Source organism: Erwinia plantamica (genome assembly GCF_043420595.1).
Taxonomy (GTDB): Bacteria; Pseudomonadota; Gammaproteobacteria; order Enterobacterales; family Enterobacteriaceae; genus Erwinia; species Erwinia aeris.
The window spans coordinates 197936-218029 of the sequence record NZ_JBGCUC010000005.1 but is presented as its reverse complement, the minus strand read 5'-3'; the positions used below and the strand labels follow the sequence as shown (position 1 = coordinate 218029).

Sequence of the window (20094 nt, the reverse complement as noted above, 5' to 3'; positions counted from 1 at the left end):
GTATGATAAAAGTGAAAGCCCGGCATTGGCCGGGCTTTTGCTGCTTATTGCAGAATAGTGAACGCGGTGGTGACGTGCTTCACGCCGCTGACCCGGCTGGCGATATCGGCCGCCGCTTTGGCTTCTGCGGTAGTGACCAGACCTAACAGGAACACCTCGCCGTTTTCGGTGGTGACCTTCACGTTAGAAGATTTGACCTGGTCGCTGGAAAGCAGGTTGGAACGCACTTTGGTGGTGATCCAGGTATCGGAAGAGGCCGTGCCAAAGCTGGCCTTCTCGCTGGTGCGGATTTCGTTATAGACCTCGGTTGCGCCATCCACGCCGACGGCGATCTGTTTGGCGCGGTTAGCGACATCGGCGCTCGGCGCCTGGCCGGTCAGCAGCACTTTGCCCTGATAGGCCGTTGCCACGATGTGGGCTTCTTTTTTGATCTGGTCGTCTTTCGCCAGCGCGTTGCTGACGCGTAACTCCAGCGTGCCGTCATCAACCTGGGTGCCCACGGTACGCGGGTCGGTGGCCGTTTTGGTGGCGACCGCCGCGCTGCCGATCACGGCGGCGACGCAGCCCTGTAGCATCAGCGCGGACAGCACGATGGCGGTTGCGGAAATCAGCTTCATCATAGCTCCTTAAACGTCCTGGTGGGGAAACAAGGTGTTATCGATCAAATCGCACAGGCAATTCACGGTTAACATATGCATTTCCTGAATCCTCGCGCTCCGGTGCGAGGGAATACGAATTTCCACGTCCTGTGGACCCAGCAAACCGGCGAGTTCGCCGCCGTCATAGCCGGTCAGCGCGACAATCGTCATATCGCGCGTTACCGCTGCCTCAACGGCCTTCACAATATCACGGCTGTTGCCGCGCGTTGAAATGGCCAACAGAATATCGCCAGCATGGCCCAGCGCGCGGACCTGCTTGGCGTAGATTTCGTCGTGCAGGCGATCGTTGCCGATTGCCGTCAGCAGCACGTTATCCGCGCTCAGCGCTACCGCAGGCAGGCTGGGGCGCTCGGTTTCGTAACGGTTGATCATACTGGCCGCAAAGTGCTGGGCGTTGGCGCTGGAGGTGCCGTTGCCACAGCTCAGCACTTTATTGCCGTTCAGCAGCGACTGGACAATCGTCATCGCCGCGCGCGAAATAGCATCCGGCAGCGCTTCCGCTGCGGCTATCTGCGTCTGAATACTTTCGGTAAAACAAACTTTGATTCTTTCCAGCACGTTTTTCACCTGGCAAGTGGTTGGCGAAATTACTCCGCCGTAAAAGCATCGGACAACCAGTCCGTTCGTGCGCCGGTTATCGCTACCACATCAAAGCGGCAGCGGGCGCTCTCAAGGCTGCTCTGGCGACCGTTCAGCCATAAGGCTGCGGCTTTCAGCAGCTTTTGCTGCTTGCTGCGGGTTACGCTGGCGGCGGCGCCGCCGAACCGATCGTTACGGCGATAGCGCACCTCTACGAAAACCCACGTCTCGCCATCGCGCATAATCAGGTCGATCTCTCCGACGCGAAAGCGGACGTTAGCCGCGATAAAAGTTAATCCTGCACTTTCCAGCAGGCGGCGGGCCTGTAGCTCATAGCCCGCCCCCGTTTGCTGACGGCTCAGGATGCCGGAACGATTTGTCCCTGGCGATACTGGCTCCATACCAACTTCCTGTTGATGACGCAGTCCTGGGTGGCGCTCAGGTTGCCGGTTTCCCCCTGCAGCCGGAAGCCCGGCAGCTGGCGCACTTCATTGAAGTGATTGGCCAGGGTCCAGGCGTCCACGCCCATGGCATAGAGACGAACCTGAGAGTAATCGTTGTTAAAGTTTTTAGCCGCCTGCTGCATCAGCGCGGGATTAGCGCCCGACAGCAGCGGGATATCGCTGAACTGCACGCCTTCCATCTCCAGACGATAGTCCGGGCCGCTGCCTGCCTGATAGCTGCGCGAGCTGGCATAAATCTGTGCCATATTGCGGCTGCTGACGCGCATGGAGAGGGAAGGCTTGATAAGCGCCATCTCGTCCTGCGTCGCCACGACATACAGCGAATCCACGCTGCCGTCGCCTGCCGCTGGCGTATCCGCCTGCGGCGCCGGAATGGTCAGGCCCGCAATAGTTACGCCCTGCGGCTGCTGCGGCTGAGCAACGATCGGCGTACCGGTCAGACGCAAGCCCGCACCGCTATTAATGCCCTGCTTCAGCTCGCCCTGCGAACCGAACTGCTGTTGTAGCACGGTCGCGCCGCCCAGCTGCTGCCATTCTGCAGCAAATGCTTTGCTGACGCGATCGCCTAACGAGCTGCGCGGCACCAGCAGCAGCGGCGAACGCTTGCCCTGATCCCACATATGATGCGCGGCGTCACGCGCTTCGTCTTCAGGAGAAAGCGCAAAGTAACAAAGATTCGGATGGTTCTGTACCGTCTCCGGCTCGTTAAGCGCCAGGATATTCAACGGCGTTTGTAAGCCAGCTAAACGCTCGACGTTGCTTTTCAGCAGCGGGCCGACCACCAGCGTGGCGCCGTCTTTCTGCGCCTGCGCCAGCACCTGATCTATCGGCTGGCTGCTGGTGTCGTAGACCTGAACCTGCGCCGAACTGGATGGCGGCGCGGTTTGCGCCACGCTGCCGTTCTGCACGGCAGGCTGAGCGGCGCTATCGCTGTTTTGCGCAGCTGGCTGAGCAGCAGTGCTATCGGTGGCCGGACTGGCTGCTGCTGGCGCGGTGTTGGCATCGACAGGCGTGGCGGTATTGGCGTCAACAGGCGCGGTGCTGGCGGCGGCGGCCTGCGGCTGTGCAGCCGGCTGGGCCAGCGCACCATTGCGTGCGTCGTCAAACCCCTTCTGAATCGCTTTGGCGAAGATCTGCGCCTGGCCGCTTAACGGCAGCAGCAGCGCAATTTTACCGGTCGACGACTGCTGGAAGTTCTGCACCTGGCTCAGCGCCGTTGGCAGCATTTTCGCCGCCGGGTTGTTAGGATAGCGCGTCTGCCAGTCGCTGATGCCCGCTTTCAGCATCGTGGGATCGCTGACGTTGGCCCTATAGACGTTGAGCAGATCCAGCCAGCCCTGTAGCGTGTTTTCATCGGCGTTGATCACCAGGCCGTTGGCCTGCTCTGGCGTCATCTGGCTCAGCGCCAGCCAGGTTGCATCAATATTTTTCTGCTTATCGGCTGGCGAGCTCAGCAGCGGTTCCTGCGCAATATAAGCGCGCAGCTGCGTTAATCCCTGGCTGCCGGCAATTTGCAGCTGGTAGTAACGGGCCTGCTGCTCCTTCGACAGGGAGGCGGCATCAATCTGCTGCAAAAGCTGCGCCGCGCCGGCCGCATCCTTCTGCATCACCTTGAGCTGCGCCTGTAGCAGCAGCGATTCCTGATGCTGGACATCATTCAGCTGCTGCGGCAGGTTGGCCAGCTGGTCGCTGGCCTGAGGAATTTTTCCTTCGTTCAGCAGCGCCCGGATTGCGAGTAATTGCCAGTCAACCTTGTTATCATCTGAACTTTGCTGCATTTGCTGCAAATAAGAGTCGGAAGTGCCTGTCGCGGTGCCCTGCACGTTGACCGTCGGCGCCTGTGGGCCCTGGCCGGAACAACCGGCAAAAATCAGGGCCGCCAGCAGCAGAGGCACGCAGCGTCCTGCTTTGTTATGAATGACTTTCGAAGGAAGCATACTGTATCCAGTTATGTTTTTTTCAAGATGCTCAATATTAAATCGGCAATTCGGATCAAACAATGAAACAACGCGAAGAGATTTCGGCCAGCACGCTCTACATCGTTCCCACACCGATTGGTAACCTGGGCGATATTACCCAGCGTGCGCTCTCGGTGCTTGCCAGCGTCGACCTGATCGCAGCGGAAGATACACGTCATACCGGGCTGTTGCTACAACATTTCGCCATCAATGCGCGCCTGTTCGCATTACACGATCACAACGAGCAGCAGAAGGCGGAAACGCTGTTGGCAAAGCTTCGGGACGGGCAAAGCATAGCGCTGGTTTCCGATGCCGGCACGCCGTTGATTAACGATCCCGGCTATCATTTGGTTCGTCTTTGCCGGGAAGCGGGCGTAAACGTGGTGCCGTTGCCTGGCGCCTGCGCGGCGATTACAGCATTAAGCGCGGCGGGGTTGCCGTCCGATCGATTCTGTTACGAAGGGTTTCTGCCCGCCAAAAGCAAAGGCCGTTGCGACACGCTGCGCGCGCTGGAGCAGGAATCCCGCACGCTGATTTTTTATGAATCCACCCATCGCCTGCTGGAAAGCTTACAGGATATGGTCAGCGTATGGGGAAGCGAGCGCTACGTAGTCCTGGCGCGGGAAATCACCAAAACCTGGGAATCGATTCACGGCGCGCCGGTGGGCGAGCTGCTGGCCTGGGTTAAAGAAGACGAAAATCGCCGCAAAGGCGAAATGGTGCTGATTGTGGAAGGCTATCAGGCCGTGGAAGACGCGCTGCCGCCGGAAGCGCTGCGCACGCTGGCGCTGTTGCAGCAGGAGCTGCCGCTGAAAAAAGCCGCCGCGCTGACCGCCGAAATTCACGGCGTAAAAAAGAATGCGCTCTATAAGTATGCGCTGGAGCAGCAAGAGGGGTGACAAACCGCGCGGAATGCCCTATTATCCGCGCCGAAGCTGACCAGACAGTCGCCGCTTTGTTGCCGTCCTCCTTCGGGGGAGACAGACAAAGGGGAGGAAAGTCCGGGCTCCATAGGGCAGGGTGCCAGGTAACGCCTGGGGGGCGCAAGCCCACGACCAGTGCAACAGAGAGCAAACCGCCGATGGCCCACTTGTGGGATCAGGTAAGGGTGAAAGGGTGCGGTAAGAGCGCACCGCGCGGCTGGCAACAGTTCGTGGCACGGTAAACTCCACCCGGAGCAAGGCCAAATAGGGGTTCACAAGGTACGGCCCGTACTGAACCCGGGTAGGCTGCTTGAGCCAGTGAGCGATTGCTGGCCTAGATGAATGACTGTCCACGACAGAACCCGGCTTACCGGTCAGCTTCAACATTTTCAGTAAGAAACCCGCTTCGGCGGGTTTTTTGCTTTCTTTTAAGGGCATCAGGTCGCTATCGGGCTGGTGAACAGCCGCAGAGGCAGATCGGAACACGGACACGCCGTAAATACGTCCCTGTAGGCTCGTTTGGCGCGTCCATGCGCCAAAACGGTCCGCTTATCCGCTCAGCCTCTGCCGCCGTGAAACAGCTGGGCTGCTGTAAGAAACACCAGGATGCATCCGCTATTTAGGTTTGTCAGCAGTAAGAAACCCGCTTCGGCGGGTTTTTTGCTTTCTGCTGTGCGGCCTGTTCACAATGCTTTTTGTGAAAGCAAAAGCTTAAAAGCGCGAGTCTTTGCAGCGCGCCGCCATGGCGGAAACCGCCGCGCTGACGTCAGGCTCCTTAGCATAATAGAAGGTCACGCTGGATTGTTGACGGCCTGCTGCCGCAATTTCAATCCAGGCCACGTTGTCGTAATTTCTGTCCGTCAGATTATACTTTTCAATACCTTGAGTCAGGCGGCCGTCCCGCTCCAGCCGAAGGTGCTGACTCTGCGCCGCAGCAAAAAGACAGTCGGCAACATTGTGTGGATATCCCTTCAGGTAGACCTGTTTCATGTCAGGATGCGTCCCAATGCGCCCTAAATCGACACAGCCAACCAGTAAAAGCACAAACATCACAGCCAGCTTTTTCATTCCCTGCTCCTCGTGTTATCGCTCACCTCTGACAATAGGCCAGAGAAAATCAACGTGCGATTAACGAACGAAATTTACCTGAGGATATAAAATAACTACGGCGCTTTGAAAATTTTAACCGTAAGCGTTAACGCTGAGGAGATAAACGATGAAAAGATCGATACTGGCCACCCATTTAGGGCTGTCTGAAGAAGAGCTGGACGAGATGGATCTGGATCCTGAAGATTTAGACGAGGGAAAAGTAGAAGAAGAGAGCAACACCTTCTTTTTTACCGTGCCGGAAAACACGCCTCAGCATATTTTAGGCAAAAAAGGCTGGTCAATCGGCGAGAGGGTCGCCGTGCCCATCAGCTTATTTGACGTATCAGGCAGCTAAACCCGTCATGCATCGCTGGCGATTTTTACAGGAGTAGGCAACGGCGACTACTCGGCTAAATCAATCACCAGCGCGCGCGTTGGCGTGGTTGCCGCTATCGTCACGTTCTGCTCTTTTTCGATAAATGCGCCGTCGCCGCAGGCAAGCGTCTGCCGATCCGCTGAAGATGCGGTCACGGTAAAGCCGCCGTGAATTGATTGCAGATAGGCGCGCGAACCGCGTAACGGCAGCGTCACATCTTCGCCCGGTTGCAGTCTCAGATGATAAATCCAGGCCTGTTGGCGAAGCTGCAGGCTCTGTTGTGCACCGTCCGGCGAGGCCAGCAGTATGGCGCTCGCGTTAGTCGGGATCGACAGGCATTGAATCGCCGCGTTTTCCCTGTCGGGACAGGCGTCCAGCCAAAGCTGCATACGCGTCAATGGCTTCTCGCCACTGATATTATGCTCGCTGTAGCTGATCCCCGGTTGGGCAGCCAGCAGCAAAGCTTCGCCCGCGCGCGCCACGACATGGTTGCCGTCGCTGTCGCGGTACTCCGCTTCGCCCTGCAGGATCAGATTAACAACATCGACCTTTGGCCAGGTTCTGGGTTGGAAGGAAGCCCCTGGTGTCAGCACTTCCTGATTGAGCACGCGTAAAGAGGCGTAGCCCAGCAGTTGAGGATCAAAATAGTGGCCGAAGGAAAACGTGTATCGCGCCTGGAGCCAGCCGTAATCGGCTTGACCACACTGTTGTACGGTGCGACTGGTAATCATATTTTCCTCCTTATTAACCGGCAAACCGCGTCGGTCATTTATTATGCCGCTATAGTAAGGCGCTGGACGCCAGATTGTTAGCCAGTTAATCTGCTTGCCATATTCAAAAATCCTGAAAGAGAACCGCTATGGCAAAAGATCGCGCTCTGACGCTGGAGGCGCTGCGAGTAATGGATGCTATCGATCGACGCGGCAGCTTTGCGGCGGCGGCAGATGAGCTGGGCCGCGTCCCTTCAGCGCTCAGCTACACCATGCAAAAGCTGGAAGAGGAGCTGGACGTGGTGCTGTTTGACCGCTCCGGACACCGAACTAAGTTTACCAACGTAGGACGCATGCTGCTGGAGCGGGGCCGGATTTTGCTGGAAGCGGCCGATAAGCTGACCACCGATGCGGAAGCGCTGGCGCGGGGCTGGGAAACACAGTTGACTATCGTTACCGAAGCGCTGGTTCCTTGCGAATATCTCTTTCCTTTGATTGATAAACTTGCCGAAAAAGCCAATACGCAAATCGCGCTGGTGACGGAAGTACTGGCGGGCGCCTGGGAAAGGCTGGAGCAGGGCCGCGCGGATATCGTTATCGCGCCGGATATGCATTTTCGCGCCTCTTCAGAGATCAACACCCGCAAACTGTACAGCATTATGAGTGTGATCGTCGCCAGCCCGGATCATCCTATCCATCAGGAACCGGAACCGTTATCGGAACCATCACGGGTGAAATATCGGGGTATTGCCGTAGCGGATACGGCGCGCGAGCGCCCGGTACTGACCGTACAGCTACTGGATAAGCAGCAGCGGCTGACCGTCAGTTCAATCGAAGATAAGCGCCGTGCGCTGCTGGCCGGGCTGGGCGTGGCGTCCATGCCGTACCCGATGGTGGAAAAAGATATTGCCGAAGGGCGTCTGCGTGTTGTCAGCCCGGAATACAGCAAAGAGGTCGATATCATTATGGCCTGGCGCCGCGACAGCATGGGCGAAGCCAAATCATGGTGCCTGCGGGAGATCCCTAAGCTGCTGGCGAAGCGTCACGTGCCGCTCAGGGGATAACGCCGGCTAGCGGAAGCGTTCATCGCGCCCGTGTGGCTCGTCCCAGTCGAAAGCCGGGCCGGTCGAGATAACGCCGTAGGGATTGATCGTCTTGTGGCTACGGTAATAATGATGGCGGATATGCGCCAGATCGACCGTTTCAGCGATGCCCGGCAGCTGATAAATTTCTCGTAAAAAGCCGCTCAGGTTCAGATAGTCGCCAATACGGTAGCGATCGCATTTGAAATGCGTCACATAAACCGGATCGAAGCGAACTAAGGTCGTCCACAAACGCAGGTCCGCCTCGGTCAGCCGGTCGCCGGTCAGATAGCGATGCTGCCCCAGCATTTGTTCAAGCCTGTCCAGTGACTGGAAAAGGGCGGTGACCGCCTCGTCATAGGCCGCCTGAGAAGTAGCGAACCCCGCTTTATAGACGCCGTTGTTAACGGTGTCGTAAACCCAGCCGTTCACCTCATCGATTTTGGCGCGTAAGTCCGCCGGATAGTAATCGCCGGCGCGGGCGCCTGCCGCGTCGAATGCGCTGTTAAACATTCGCAAAATATCGGCTGATTCATTACTGACGATAGTCTGCTGCTGCTTGTCCCAAAGTACCGGGACGGTGACCCGGCCGGTATAGTCCTTATCAGCGTGCAAATAAAGTTGATACAGGAATTCGTTCTGATAAAGGTTGTCGCCCGTCGCGCCCGCAAAATCTTCATCAAACGTCCAGCCGTTTTCCAGCATCAGCGGATGGACTACCGACACGGAAATAAGCTTTTCCAGCCCTTTTAGCTGACGCATCAACAGCGTTCGATGTGCCCAGGGGCAGGCAAGCGAAACATAGAGGTGATAGCGATCCGCCTCGGCACGAAAACCAGCTTTGCCGTCTGCGCCGGCAGAGCCGTCGGGCGTTACCCAACTGCGCCAGGCAGAATCAGAACGTTTAAAACGTCCGCCCGTGGATTTTGTGTCGTACCAGTTATCGTGCCAGACGCCGTCAATAAGCTGTCCCATGTAAACTCCCTGATAATTAAATGATAATAAAAGAATATAACCTGTTATCAGAAAAAAGCTCGTTACTTTCTCCTAAAAATAGTTATGCGATAAAATAGAGGGTATCAGGTTGGTTTTTTTAACTTTACTGGATGTAATTCCACTGTTTTATAATTAAAGGCGCTAATTACATTCTGGTTTTCACCATTAATACAACGCCTGTTTTAAGGCTGCCTTTATTCTGTGTTGATTTGGGTCTGTAGATATTTGACTTTTTTTGCTGGCTGTCATTAAAATAGTTCCTCGCCTGTTTTATGGCGTGGGGTTATTAATAAAAAAGGAGAATTTTATGCGTGAATTAAACAGCCAGGAAGTTGACGTCGTCTCAGGTGCCGGCTTCTTTGCCGATTTAGGTAAAAGCATTGGCGCAGCAATTGGAGGCGTGGTAGATCTGGGCACCTCTGCTGGCGGCCTGACAACGGATGCAACCTCGGCGGCGGGTACGCTGGGATCCGGTATCGGCAGCATTCTGGAACTGGATTTCATTAGCGCTATTACGAATATCGGTTCCGGCATCGTCGGTATCGTTAATTTTGGCATCAGCGCTATCTCACAGATCAAAAATAAATCGGCTTAATTGGCGGTCTGGTTCGGAGAGTCACATCCCCTGGCATTATTTTTATACCGTACAGAAAAATTAACGTTATAGTCGTCTGGTTAAGAAATTGGTTAATCTTTTAATCAGATACGCTGGCGCTTATTGAAAGCAGGGCATAAAGCCCTGCTTTAATCATTGTTTATTTTTTTCTTTTAATTAAGCGGTCGAGGCTGTATGCGCCAGGGCCGGTAATAAACAGCAGCAGATAACCACCAGAGATACTCATATTTTTCATAAAGTTAATAGAGTTACCGTCCACGCTGAAATTACTGTGAAACACAAATGCGGTAATCAGCGTAAAAATAGCGGTGGAGATAGCGGTAAAGCGCGTCAGGAAGCCAAACAGGATAGCCAGACCGCCGCCGAACTCCAGCAAAATGGTCAGCGGCAGTAAAAAGCCCGGTACGCCCATTGCTTCCATATACTGTTGCGTGCCCGCATAACCGGTAATTTTTCCCCAGCCCGCCACGATAAACAGGACAGGCATCAAAATACGCGCGACCAGAAAGCCGATATCTTCTAATTTTTTCATGTTAATCCCCGATAAATTTTATCTGGCCGGAATAGCTCCTGGCCGCATGAGGCCCGGTTATGACGCTGAATACGCGTTAATTCCCGGTCGTTGCAGAAGATAATATTCGTCAGGAGAGAGGATTGTAAGCGAGTTAAACTGTCAAAGTTCTTCAGAAAAATTGAGTATTCAGGTTCAGCGAGGCCGAACCTGAAAAAGAACAGAAAGCATCAGCGGCCCGGCAGGAAGTTGCGTACCATACGCACCGTACTCCAGATACCCAGGCCGCGCTTGGCCCAGCGGGTAATACGGCGTGGATTACGCACCGACCAGATAGCCGCCAGGCCGCTGCCGACCGCAATATAACGCTTCAGGCTGAGCAGCGTTAGCCAGCCGCGATCGTAACGGGCGGTACTTTCCAGCCAGAATTTCTTTTGGATGCTGAGATCGAGCCGCTGCTGTTGGATCTGACGCAGCAGTTCGGCCTTACGCTCGTCACGCTCGCGGCTCATTAATCGTTCTCCAGTAGCTTACGATCGGATTTCAGTTCTTTACGGGTAGCGCCCAGAAGGGTGGAACGACGAGATTTGGCCAGCGTCCAGAGTCCAAAGAACAGCGCTAATGCAAAAAGCACCGCCGTGGTAATGCCGATAGCCATCAGGCGATACTGTGCATCCACCGCCCAGATAATGAGCACCATCAGGCTCATCAGGCCAAAAGCGGTAAAGAGCATGGTCAGCCCGACCATGATCAACAGCTGGATCAGGTTCGCCTTCTCTTCTTCCAGCTCCACGACGGCCAGCCTGACGCGGGTTTCTACAATCCCGACCAGAGTGGTGACGAGGCGCTGCCCGATGTTGATGACCCCTTTGCCTGGGCCCTGGCTTTGCTGGGAATCTTTCATTGTTATCGACGCGTCAGCAGCACGCCCAGCACTACGCCGATAGCGGCGCCGATGCCCACGCTGGTCCATGGATTTTCGCGCACGTAAACGTCCGCATTATCGGCAACTTCACGCGAAGTTTTGGCGAGGCGATCGCCGGAGTCGCCTAAACGTGCGCGGGTATCTTTCAGCGCGCTCTGTGCTTTGCTACGCAGCTTGTCCAGCTCGTTTTTTGATTTGTCAGTGGTGTTGCTCAGCACTTCTTCCAGCGTATCCGCCAGATTCTTTAATTCCGCACGCAGATGATCGGAAGTGATATCTTTTGACATAACAAACTCCTTTATAATCAGTAATGAGAATCCTGCCTGCCTCAGTAAGGGGCGGCCTGGACTTCCTTCAGTTCACGTTTTGCTTCTGCCAGCTTGCGTTCACGTTTAGCGATTTTCTCTTTATCATCGCCATCCGCTCTCTCCTGGTTCAGCTCTTTTTGCCGCTCTTCCACTTTCTGCTGCAGCTCATCGATCTTTTCCTGATGGCTCGCCTTCAGTTTGTCGTCCGTACAGCCCGCGCGAGCCTCCGTCAACGCCCGCTCCAGACCAGTAACGCGGCGCTGGTTGTCGTGCTGACGGGCTAAATCGATCTCGTGCTGAATGTCCTGCTCTTTTTGCAGGCACAGCGAGTCTGCCGCCTGAGCGAAAGTGGTCAGGGATAAAAGGCTGAGGCCAAGGATCGTGCGGTATTTCATAAAGTGACCTTCCATTGTTTGGGTTCGCTGATACAACCCCGTTAATCCTGTCATGCTTGCCGCTTACGCCGGCCAGTTAAGCATAGTCAGGAAATGCGGAAAGCTCAAAAAGAGAGAAGATTCTTAAGGATAGAGGCCCGGAAGTGGCACTGCCGGGCACGTTTCTTAGCCGATGCTCTGCTTATGCGGGCTGATGCGGCTGAGCCACTCAGAAGATTGTTCGAGCTGAGCGATATCAAAGCCTTCCGGCAGCAGGCGGCGCAGTACTTTCTCGGCGGCGGTACTTTGCTCCTGTGAATCAAATTTAATCACCAGCGTGTTTTTATCCGGCGTGATGCTTTTAATATGGATGCCTTCCGCGTTCAGCCGCTGATAGACATAGAAGCCGTCTGGCACCGTAATACCCTGGCGAGAGGCCCGAATTTGCAGCGCCGTTTCACCGCCAAACAGGGCAGGCAAAAGCGCAATCATTGTCAGCGCAACCGATGCCAGCGCCACCAGGCCCAGTATTCGTTTGCGGGAAGCGTAATTTTTCATCATGAGTTTCCTTTCTCATTCATAGTGCGTTTCTTTTTCCATAAAACATAAAGCGACCCAAACAGGCCGACAACCAATAAAATCAGCGGCAGCATCATCAGGCAAGCCATCAGCTGATCTTCATACCGCTGAAAAAGAGGCGTTCTGCCCAGCGCAAAGCCCAGCACCGTCAGGATCAGTACCCAAAGCAGCCCACTCACCCAGTTGAAGAACTGAAAGCGCGCGTTGTTTAAGCCCGACAGCCCGGCAATGGTCGGCAGCAGCGTGCGGACAAAAGCGATAAAGCGGCCGATCAACAGGGCCGAAAGCCCGTGGCGATGGAACAAAGCGTGCGCGCGCTGATGGTACTGCGCGGGTAGATGGGCGAGCCAGCGCTGCACCGTGGCCGTATTGCCCAGCCAGCGCCCCTGAATATAGCCTACCCAGCAGCCCAGGCTGGCGGCGGTAGTCAATACCAGCAGCGTAAGCGGAAAATTCATCGTGCCTTTGGCAATCAGCACGCCGACCAGGATCAGCAGGCTGTCGCCCGGCAGGAAAGCGGCAGGAAGCAGGCCATTTTCCAGAAATAAGATCATAAACAGCACTAAATAGATTGCCCAGACCAAGGAGGGATCGGCCAGCATGACATAATCCTGGTGCCAGAGGGCATGGACCAGCGCTTTTAAAATATCCATAAAGTGTCCCTGAATAGCATTTTCGCCATGTTCCGGCAAAGTTCATCACAAATGGTTGTAGTTAGTATGCGTGCGGAACCTGGTCTTAACACGAAAAAAAGAAACAAAGGTGAAAATAAACGGCCTGTCGGGCTTGATACGCCGGGCCGTCAAATCGTTATGAATGCGGTCTGATAAGCCTGGGCAAAGCCAGCATTACCGTTGTTGTACAGGCGCAATCAGGAGGTGCAAAGGAGTTTTACACAGGCTGACATAATTAGAGGGTTAACTGCAATAATTCCGCCGCCTGGCGGCGGCAAAACCCTTACTTATCGGTCACAGAGATGCCTTTGATGGCGACAACGGGATTTTCAGTAAACATGTAACGATCGATGCTGGGTTCAAAATCGTCTGAAGTGGCTTTAAACAGCATCTGGCGGGTATGTTCAAGGTGCTGCCACATGGCCAGCTTGCTGCCGGCCGGATCTTTACGCATCAAGGCGTTAAGTATGCGATCGTGATCGTCACACCAGCTTTCCATAGCGCTGTCGTCAATGTGTTCATGCAGTTTCAGCCAGTAGGGGTTGTGCAAACGGTGCAGCCACATTTTTTCTACAATAGCGGCCAGCGCGCCGTTTTGCGTGGCGCGGGCAATCTGCACATGGAATTTTAAATCCCATTCTGAATCACGGAAGCGATCTTCTTTTCTGGCCTGCTGCTGGATTTCCATTAACTGCTGAATATCCTGCCGGGTTACCTGAGTGGCGGCAAACTCTGCCACATTGCTTTCAATCAGCTGGCGAGCCTGTAGCAGTTCAAACGGGCCAAAGCTGGCAAATTCTGACTGTTCGTCCGGAACGACGCTGTTTCTCTGGTGTTGTGAGATCACATGGATACCTGAGCCTTTGCGTACCTCAACGTATCCTTCTACTTCCAGCATGATGATCGCTTCACGCACCACAGTGCGGCTGACGCCCATTTCTTCTGCAATAAAGCGTTCAGCCGGTAATTTCTCGCCAACGGCATAAACCCCTTCCTCCAGACGACGTTTAAATTCCGCAGCGAGCTGCTGGTAAAGACGTCGGGATTCGGCCAACACCATAATCTTTCTCCTGCCGCACAATGATGGAATTTGTTATACCACTTCCGCCGGGCGGGAGAAACCCGGACTAGCGCGCGGCGGCCCCGGCCGACCTGACGCTCTGCTGCTTCTGATCGACTGCGGGTTGGTTGCTTAATAACGTCCAGATAGCTACTGCGCCAAGCACATCCATCAGCGCCAGCACGGCGAACAGCGGACTGAATCCCAGCGTGTCCGCCAGGGCGCCGACGATCAACGCAAACAGCGTGCTGGCGCTCCAGGCCGCCATCCCCGTCAGGCCATTGGCGGTCGCCACTTCATTGCGGCCAAACACATCGGAGGAAAGAGTTATTAACGCGCCCGACAGCGCCTGATGAGCAAAGCCGCCTACGCAAAGCAGGGCAATCGCGGTGTAGGGACTGCTAAATAAGCCAATGGTGCCGGGAGCAATCATCAGGAGCGCGCCCATAGTAACCACCAGCTTACGCGAGACGATAAGATTGACACCGAACCAGCGCTGGAACAGCGGCGGTAGATAGCCACCGATGATGCAACCAAGATCGGCGAACAGCATCGGCATCCAGGCGAACAGCGCAATTTCTTTCAGATTGAAGCCGTAGGCCCGAAACATAAACAGGGGGATCCAGGCGTTGAACGTTCCCCATGCGGGCTCAGCCAGAAAGCGCGGTAGCGCGATCCCCCAGAATTGCCTGCTGCGAACAATTTGCCAGGCGCTCATTTTGGTCGCATTGCTGACCTGATGGTGCGCTTCCTGGCCTGAAAGAATGTACCGACGCTCGGTTTCATGCAGTTTTTTATGATCTTTTGGATGCTGATAAAAAATCAGCCAGCATAACGCCCAGATAAAGCTAAGGATGGCGGTAACAATAAAGGCCATCTGCCAGCTGTGCGCCACGATAGCCCAGACAACCAGAGGCGGTGCCAGCATGGCGCCAATGGACGAGCCGACATTAAAATAGCCTACCGCGATAGATCGTTCTTTGGCCGGAAACCATTCGCTGCTGGCTTTTAATCCGGCGGGGATCATCGCTGCCTCTGCCGCGCCTACGGCGGCACGAGCCAGCGCCAGTCCCGTCCAGCTATTGGCCAACGCCGTGGCTCCGCAAAAAATCGCCCAAAGAATGGCAAACAGAGCGTAACCCACTTTCGTTCCCAGCACGTCAAGGATATAACCCGCGACGGGTTGCATCACGGTATAGCAGGCCGAATAGGCGGCGACGATATAGGAGTACTGCTGGGTCGTGATATGCAGCTGTGATTCCAGCGTAGGCGCGGCAACGGCAATCGTATTGCGTGTCAGGTAGCCCAGCACGGTGCCCAGCGTGACCAGACCTATCATATACCAACGCAGTCCTTTGATTTTACGCATAAAATTCTCCCGCTTTTTCTAATCCCTATTGATTTATGGCTTCCTTTTCAACGCGGGACGGCTTGCTGGTTGGCACCCGCACGTTAACTCTCCAACCGCCGTACTGTCAGGAGGCTGAATGCCGCAACAATAACTTGTCATACAGATTCTAAAGGAGAGAAACGTCACAATTGCAGCCCAGGCGGCTAATGTTTTTTTAATATCATATTAATCAATAGGTTATTTTTTATCCCGGCAACGCCGTCAGGCGTAAATGGCATTTTTGTGATCGAGGTTGCACAAAATTACGCCGTATCTCAATAATTGGTATGATAACTTTGCAGCAAAGGATGTTGACCACAGGAGAAGGGTATGTCGGGTTTTATGCAGGAAGATTTTTTGCTGTCGGGGGAGTTTGCGCGCCGCTTGTACCATGAGTTTGCGGCCGGGCAGCCCATTTTTGACTACCACTGCCATCTGCCGCCGCAGCAGATTGCCGAGGATTATCGATTCAAAAATCTGTATGACATCTGGCTAAAAGGCGATCATTACAAATGGCGAGCGATGCGGGCGAATGGCGTACCGGAAGCGCTGATTACCGGTAACGGCAGCGATCGTGAGAAGTTTGCCGCCTGGGCCAGCACGGTGCCCGATACCATTGGCAATCCTCTTTACCACTGGACGCATCTTGAGCTGCGCCGACCTTTTGGTATTACGGACACGCTGCTGTCGTCGGAAACGGCGGAAGAAATATGGTCGCGGTGCAACGCGCTGTTGGCACAGGATGCGTTCAGCGCCCGCGGTATCATGCAGCAGATGAATGTGAAAATGGCGGGCACGACCGACGATCCGGTCGACGACCTGCGCTACCATCGCCTGCTCGCTGAAGATGCCAGTTTCGCTGTCAAAATATTGCCAGGCTGGCGTCCTGATAAGGCGTTCAATCTGGAGGCTGGCGGCTTCTGTGACTATCTGCAAAAACTGGCTGCGGTTAGCGATACGGATATTGTCCGCTTCGACGATCTCCGCCAGGCACTCAGCCGCCGGCTTGACCATTTTGCCGCTCACGGCTGTAAAATTGCCGACCATGCGCTGGATATTGTGCTGTATGCCGATGCGGACGAAGCCACGCTGGACGGCATCCTGGCGCGGCGTCTTGCCGGGAAAAGCCCGCACGAGCTGGAGATTGCGCAATTTAAAACGGCGGTGCTGGTATGGCTTGGCGCGCAGTACGCTCAGCGCGGCTGGGTTCAGCAGTATCATATCGGCGCATTGCGTAACGCCAACAGTCGTCAGTTTGCGCGGCTGGGGCCGGACGTGGGCTATGACTCTGTTAACGACGCTCCGATCGCCGTACCGCTGGCGCGTTTGCTGGATGCCCAGCACCGAAAGGATGCGCTGCCAAAAACCATTCTCTACTGCCTGAACCCACGGGATAACGAAGTCATCGCCACGATGGCCGGCAATTTTCAGGGCGAAGGAGCGCCGGGCAAAATGCAGTTCGGTTCCGCCTGGTGGTTCAACGATCAGAAAGACGGCATGACGCGACAGCTGACGCAGCTGGCGCAAATGGGCATGTTCAGCCGTTTCGTTGGCATGTTAACCGACAGCCGCAGCTTTCTCTCCTACACGCGGCATGAATATTTCCGTCGCCTGCTGTGTGAAACCATCGGTGGCTGGGTGGATAACGGCGAAGCACCGGCCGATCTCAATCTGCTGGGCAAAATGGTGGAAAACATCTGTTTTAACAATGCGCGCGACTATTTTGCCGTTGAGCTGTAACCGCCGTCCTGAACCGTTGCGGCTCCGCTACCAGTACGGACAGAAAACGCCCTGGGCGAAACGCAATACCGGGGAAGGAGCGCAATGCCGTACCGGGACTGACCGCAAGGGTAACGGTATTTGTGCCACGACTTATCAGCAAGGGCATACGCCAGCCCCGCTTAGCTGAGGAAAACATCATGCAGCGTTATATCCGGATCGATCCTGAAGATAACGTCGCCGTCGCGCTGGCTGACCTGGCGGAAGGCGAGGCGCTGGAAGCAAACCGGCACGTAATCGTGTTGCAACAGCCTGTCGCGCGTGGGCACAAGTTCGCCCTTTTACCGCTGGCTGTGGATGAGCCGGTTATAAAATATGGCCTGCCTGTTGGGCATGCCACCCAGGCGATCGCCGCAGGGGAAGGGGTCCATTCTCATAACCTCTGTACCAATCTTGGGGACGTAAATGCCTATCGCTATCGGCCGGATTTCGTCACGCTGCCAAAACCGGCTGGCGATCGCGAAGTGCAGATTTACCGCCGCCGTGACGGCAGGCCCGCCATTCGTAACGAACTCTGGCTACTGCCAACGGTTGGCTGTGTCAACGGTATAGCAAAGCAAATGGTGGCCCGCTTTATGGCAGAAAGCGAGGGCGCGACAGATATTGACGGCGTTTTCCTCTTCACCCATCCGTATGGCTGCTCGCAGCTGGGAGAAGACCATCTCAATACGCGCACCCTGCTGCAAAATATGGTGCGCCATCCAAATGCCGGCGCGGTACTGGTGATAGGTTTGGGCTGCGAAAACAATCAGATCGATGCTTTTCGCGAGACGCTGGGCGAAGTGGATGCCGATCGCGTCGGCTTTATGACGCTACAGCAGCACGATGATGAAGTGGAAGCCGGGCTGGCTCAACTACGTCGCCTGTATAAAGCGATGCGTAACGATCGCCGCGAGGCTGGACGGCTAAGCGAGCTGACGTTTGGCCTGGAATGCGGCGGCTCGGATGGCCTTTCCGGCATTACCGCTAACCCCTTGCTGGGACGTTTCTCAGACGAGGTGATAGCCAACGGCGGCACCACCGTGCTGACGGAAGTGCCTGAAATGTTTGGTGCCGAACAGACCCTGATGAACCGCTGTCGGGACGAAGCAACCTTTCGCAAAACTGTCGATATGATTAACGATTTCAAGCGTTATTTCCTGCAGCACCATCAGCCCGTTTTTGAAAACCCTTCGCCGGGCAACAAAGCGGGCGGCATCACTACCCTGGAGGAAAAGTCGCTGGGCTGCACGCAGAAAGCGGGTCGGAGCCAGGTGGTGGACGTGCTGAAATATGGCGAGCGCGTACGCAAGCCGGGGCTGAATTTACTCAGCGCGCCGGGCAATGATGCCGTGGCGACCAGCGCGCTGGCGGCGGCGGGCTGTCATATGGTGCTGTTCAGTACCGGCAGGGGCACGCCCTACGGCGGCTTTGTGCCCACCGTTAAGCTGGCGACCAACAGCGAACTGGCGGCGAAGAAACCGCACTGGATCGATTTTGATGCCGGGCCTTTGCTTCAGGGCGTGGAGATGACGACGCTACTGGAAAAATTTATCGATCTGCTGGTGGAAATCGCCTGCGGCCGTCAGACCAGAAACGAGCTGAATGATTTTCGCGAGCTGGCGATTTTTAAAAGCGGGGTGACTTTATAGCGGGCGCGTAACGCTGCGCGACAGGGCGAGAAACCCCACCCGTTCGGCAGGGCAGGATTTCTCGCTGAGCAGGGCGCCATCTTTTGACGGCGCCGCCGGTTAAGCTTTTTGTTCTACCCGACGCTCTTCGGCCATGCAGGCCGCGGCGGTAAACAGAATATCGGCGGAAGAATTCAGCGCCGTTTCGGCGGAGTCCTGCAGAACGCCGATAATAAAGCCTACGGCTACCACCTGCATCGCCACATCGTTAGGGATGCCGAACATATTGCAGGCGACGGGGATCAGCAGCAGCGAACCGCCCGCCACGCCGGACGCGCCGCAGGCGCAGATGGAGGCCACAAGGCTAAGCAGGATCGAGGTGCCGATATCTACATGGATGCCCAGCGTATTCACCGCCGCCAGCGTCAGCACGGTAATGGTGATGGACGCGCCCGCCATACTGATATTGGCGCCCACGGGGATCGAGACGGAATAGGTGTCTTCATCCAGATTAAGCTTCTTCGCCAGCGCCATATTTACCGGGATATTGGCCGCCGAACTGCGGGTAAAGAAGGCGGTGACGCCGCTTTCCCGCAGGCAGGTAAAGACCAGCGGGTAAGGATTACGGCGGATCTTCCAGTAGACCAGGATGGGGTTGATAACCAGCGCCATCAGCAGCATACAGCCCAGCAGCAGGGCAAGCAGATGCGCGTACTGCCACAGCGCCGAAAAGCCGGTAGAGGCCAGAATCGACGCCACAAGGCCGAAAATACCGACAGGAGCGAAGCGGATCACAATACGCACCAGGTAAGTCACGGCGTCGGAGGCATCATTCAGGAAAGCGCGCGTGGTGTCGCTGCTGTGGCGGAAAGCGAAGCCCAGGCCAATCGCCCACACCAGGATGCCGATATAGTTGGCATGCATCAGCGCGTCGATCGGGTTGGAAACCATGCTCATCAGCAGGCCGTTTAAGACGGCCAGGATACCGGACGGCGGCGTGATTTCATTATTGGCGGCGCTCAGCGTCAGCGTCTGCGGCAGCAAATGGCTGAACGCCACAGCCAGCACGGCGGCAAAAAACGTGCTCAGCAGATACAGTATCACGATAGGGCGGATAGAGGTTTTCTGGCCCTGCTTGTGGTTGGCGATAGAGGAGATCACCAGCACCATGACCAGCAGCGGCGCTACGGCTTTCAGCGCGCTGACAAACAGCGAGCCGAACAGGCTGACGGAAAGCGCGCTCTCTTTGGAAAACCACGCCAGCGCCACGCCAGCGACCAGACCGATCAAGATCTGCGTAACCAGGCCTGCCTGCATCAGACGCTGCAACAGGCCGGGACGATTCTTTTCAATACTCATATAAAAACCAGCTGTAAAAGTGATGGAATGCGCCTCAGCGTCGTGTGCGCTGAACTGACGGCATCGGTGTGTT

The 20094-nt window shown here is 55.6% G+C and carries 23 protein-coding genes and 1 other RNA gene; 7 read left to right on the top strand and 17 right to left on the bottom strand.

Annotation, left to right across the window (positions count from 1 at the left end):
• Nucleotides 1–44: 44 nt before the first annotated feature.
• From dolP to AB3U87_RS07075, 4 genes are read right to left on the bottom strand one after another with little or no spacing between them, the layout of a single operon-like run.
• Nucleotides 45–617 carry a division/outer membrane stress-associated lipid-binding lipoprotein gene (dolP, locus tag AB3U87_RS07090; protein WP_301730289.1) on the bottom strand — a complete coding sequence of 191 codons (573 nt, stop codon included), beginning with the start codon at nt 615–617 and terminating at the stop codon, nt 45–47.
• 9 nt (nt 618–626) lie between these two features.
• Nucleotides 627–1217: a DnaA initiator-associating protein DiaA gene (diaA, locus tag AB3U87_RS07085; protein ID WP_125290352.1), complete on the bottom strand. Its 591-nt coding sequence runs from the start codon at nt 1215–1217 to the stop codon at nt 627–629.
• Nucleotides 1218–1246: 29 nt separating this feature from the next.
• Nucleotides 1247–1639, bottom strand: a complete 393-nt coding sequence (locus AB3U87_RS07080; protein ID WP_301252923.1) for a YraN family protein — start codon at nt 1637–1639, stop codon at nt 1247–1249.
• Nucleotides 1597–3639 carry a penicillin-binding protein activator gene (locus tag AB3U87_RS07075; RefSeq protein ID WP_394148769.1) on the bottom strand — a complete coding sequence of 681 codons (2043 nt, stop codon included), beginning with the start codon at nt 3637–3639 and terminating at the stop codon, nt 1597–1599. Before AB3U87_RS07075 ends, AB3U87_RS07080 begins: the two co-directional genes overlap by 43 nt.
• Before the next feature lie 62 nt (nt 3640–3701).
• Between AB3U87_RS07075 and rsmI the strand changes: the two genes are divergently transcribed.
• On the top strand, nt 3702–4559 hold the full coding sequence (gene rsmI, locus AB3U87_RS07070; RefSeq protein ID WP_253455789.1) for a 16S rRNA (cytidine(1402)-2'-O)-methyltransferase: 858 nt from the start codon (nt 3702–3704) through the stop codon (nt 4557–4559).
• Between the two features lie 32 nt (nt 4560–4591).
• Nucleotides 4592–4969, top strand: an RNA gene (rnpB, locus tag AB3U87_RS07065) — RNase P RNA component class A.
• A 325-nt stretch (nt 4970–5294) separates the two neighbouring features.
• On the opposite strand, the gene AB3U87_RS07060 is transcribed toward rnpB, so the two are convergent.
• On the bottom strand, nt 5295–5651 hold the full coding sequence (locus tag AB3U87_RS07060) for a hypothetical protein (protein ID WP_253455787.1): 357 nt from the start codon (nt 5649–5651) through the stop codon (nt 5295–5297).
• 148 nt (nt 5652–5799) lie between these two features.
• On the opposite strand from AB3U87_RS07060, the gene AB3U87_RS07055 reads away from it, so the two are divergent.
• On the top strand, nt 5800–6027 hold the full coding sequence (locus AB3U87_RS07055) for a hypothetical protein (protein ID WP_253455785.1): 228 nt from the start codon (nt 5800–5802) through the stop codon (nt 6025–6027).
• Between the two features lie 47 nt (nt 6028–6074).
• On the opposite strand, the gene AB3U87_RS07050 is transcribed toward AB3U87_RS07055, so the two are convergent.
• Nucleotides 6075–6779 carry a pirin family protein gene (locus AB3U87_RS07050; RefSeq protein ID WP_394148768.1) on the bottom strand — a complete coding sequence of 235 codons (705 nt, stop codon included), beginning with the start codon at nt 6777–6779 and terminating at the stop codon, nt 6075–6077.
• 128 nt (nt 6780–6907) lie between these two features.
• Here AB3U87_RS07050 and AB3U87_RS07045 point away from each other — a divergent pair, with 128 nt between their 5' ends.
• A complete protein-coding gene (locus tag AB3U87_RS07045; protein WP_394148767.1) occupies nt 6908–7822 on the top strand; it encodes a LysR family transcriptional regulator in 915 nt (304 codons plus the stop codon).
• 6 nt (nt 7823–7828) lie between these two features.
• On the opposite strand, the gene AB3U87_RS07040 is transcribed toward AB3U87_RS07045, so the two are convergent.
• Nucleotides 7829–8815, bottom strand: coding sequence for a glutathione S-transferase family protein (locus AB3U87_RS07040; RefSeq protein WP_394148766.1), 987 nt, complete (start codon nt 8813–8815; stop codon nt 7829–7831).
• Between the two features lie 328 nt (nt 8816–9143).
• Between AB3U87_RS07040 and AB3U87_RS07035 the strand changes: the two genes are divergently transcribed.
• Entirely contained in the window at nt 9144–9431 is a 288-nt protein-coding gene (locus tag AB3U87_RS07035; protein ID WP_301252936.1) for a hypothetical protein, read from the top strand.
• 160 nt (nt 9432–9591) lie between these two features.
• On the opposite strand, the gene AB3U87_RS07030 is transcribed toward AB3U87_RS07035, so the two are convergent.
• The 9 genes from AB3U87_RS07030 to AB3U87_RS06990 form a co-directional block, all read right to left on the bottom strand.
• Nucleotides 9592–9984 (bottom strand): DoxX family protein, encoded by a 393-nt coding sequence (locus tag AB3U87_RS07030; protein WP_125290362.1) that lies wholly within the window; start codon nt 9982–9984, stop codon nt 9592–9594.
• 209 nt (nt 9985–10193) lie between these two features.
• Complete coding sequence (locus AB3U87_RS07025) at nt 10194–10475, bottom strand: YqjK-like family protein (RefSeq protein ID WP_253455775.1); 282 nt, start codon at nt 10473–10475, stop codon at nt 10194–10196.
• Nucleotides 10475–10867 (bottom strand): phage holin family protein, encoded by a 393-nt coding sequence (locus AB3U87_RS07020; RefSeq protein ID WP_125290364.1) that lies wholly within the window; start codon nt 10865–10867, stop codon nt 10475–10477. Before AB3U87_RS07020 ends, AB3U87_RS07025 begins: the two co-directional genes overlap by 1 nt.
• 2 nt (nt 10868–10869) lie before the next feature.
• The gene (locus AB3U87_RS07015) at nt 10870–11175 is read right to left on the bottom strand and encodes an ElaB/YgaM/YqjD family protein (protein WP_125290365.1); all 306 of its coding nucleotides are present in this window, start codon (nt 11173–11175) and stop codon (nt 10870–10872) included.
• A gap of 41 nt (nt 11176–11216) precedes the next feature.
• Nucleotides 11217–11591 (bottom strand): DUF1090 domain-containing protein, encoded by a 375-nt coding sequence (locus tag AB3U87_RS07010; RefSeq protein ID WP_148101255.1) that lies wholly within the window; start codon nt 11589–11591, stop codon nt 11217–11219.
• A 165-nt stretch (nt 11592–11756) separates the two neighbouring features.
• Nucleotides 11757–12131 (bottom strand): EnvZ/OmpR regulon moderator MzrA, encoded by a 375-nt coding sequence (gene mzrA / locus AB3U87_RS07005; RefSeq protein WP_253455772.1) that lies wholly within the window; start codon nt 12129–12131, stop codon nt 11757–11759.
• Nucleotides 12128–12802, bottom strand: a complete 675-nt coding sequence (locus AB3U87_RS07000) for a DedA family protein (RefSeq protein WP_253455768.1) — start codon at nt 12800–12802, stop codon at nt 12128–12130. The genes mzrA and AB3U87_RS07000 overlap by 4 nt, the downstream gene beginning before the upstream one ends.
• A gap of 304 nt (nt 12803–13106) precedes the next feature.
• A complete protein-coding gene (gene exuR / locus AB3U87_RS06995) occupies nt 13107–13883 on the bottom strand; it encodes a transcriptional regulator ExuR (protein ID WP_301252938.1) in 777 nt (258 codons plus the stop codon).
• A gap of 67 nt (nt 13884–13950) precedes the next feature.
• Nucleotides 13951–15252: an MFS transporter gene (locus AB3U87_RS06990; protein ID WP_253455761.1), complete on the bottom strand. Its 1302-nt coding sequence runs from the start codon at nt 15250–15252 to the stop codon at nt 13951–13953.
• 351 nt (nt 15253–15603) lie between these two features.
• Between AB3U87_RS06990 and uxaC the strand changes: the two genes are divergently transcribed.
• Together uxaC and AB3U87_RS06980 are read left to right on the top strand one after the other, a co-directional pair.
• On the top strand, nt 15604–17013 hold the full coding sequence (gene uxaC, locus AB3U87_RS06985; RefSeq protein WP_394148765.1) for a glucuronate isomerase: 1410 nt from the start codon (nt 15604–15606) through the stop codon (nt 17011–17013).
• A gap of 179 nt (nt 17014–17192) precedes the next feature.
• Entirely contained in the window at nt 17193–18683 is a 1491-nt protein-coding gene (locus AB3U87_RS06980; RefSeq protein ID WP_369895160.1) for a UxaA family hydrolase, read from the top strand.
• Between the two features lie 99 nt (nt 18684–18782).
• Here the strand turns inward: AB3U87_RS06980 and sstT are convergent, their stop codons facing one another.
• Nucleotides 18783–20021, bottom strand: coding sequence for a serine/threonine transporter SstT (gene sstT, locus AB3U87_RS06975; RefSeq protein WP_394148764.1), 1239 nt, complete (start codon nt 20019–20021; stop codon nt 18783–18785).
• Nucleotides 20022–20094 lie beyond the last annotated feature (73 nt).